Here is a 398-nt window from a genome sequence, read left to right as displayed (position 1 = left end):
GCAGCGATTGCCTCCTTGATGTCCATTAAACATAATTCAATTTCAGCCGTCGTAGGGTCATCAACATTTAATAGCACTGCATAACGAAGTAACCCTAGCGAGCTACAGCCTTTTACCCAGTATGCAGCGTCAACCAACTTTACTTCTTCATCGCTTTTCCTGCAACGAAGGTGATTGACCAGTTTGATTGCATTCTTTCTTGTAAAAATCGATTGAATAGCTTTTCGCTCTTTATCGGAAATTGGCCAAAACTTTTTCCCTTGTGGTATTTGAGGACTAATGTCGGCAATTCTTTCGCGAGCGAGGTGCTTCCATGTTCTACAACGAGCTCGCTTCATTGCCTTTCTCACGATCAAGGGTACTTCTACTTCTGTTTCGTCTCCTGGTACAAACTCCGC

The 398-nt window shown here is 43.5% G+C and carries 1 protein-coding gene; it reads right to left on the bottom strand.

Features of this window, described 5'->3' with window-relative positions; translation table 11 throughout:
- Positions 1 to 398 (bottom strand): DUF2252 family protein (locus tag ACO0LF_RS31530; RefSeq protein WP_423021364.1); only part of this gene is annotated, 398 nt, incomplete at both ends.

This window comes from Undibacterium sp. Di27W, from assembly GCF_049340345.1.
Taxonomy (GTDB): Bacteria; Pseudomonadota; Gammaproteobacteria; order Burkholderiales; family Burkholderiaceae_D; genus Undibacterium.
This window is presented reverse-complemented; position numbering and strand designations above follow the sequence as displayed.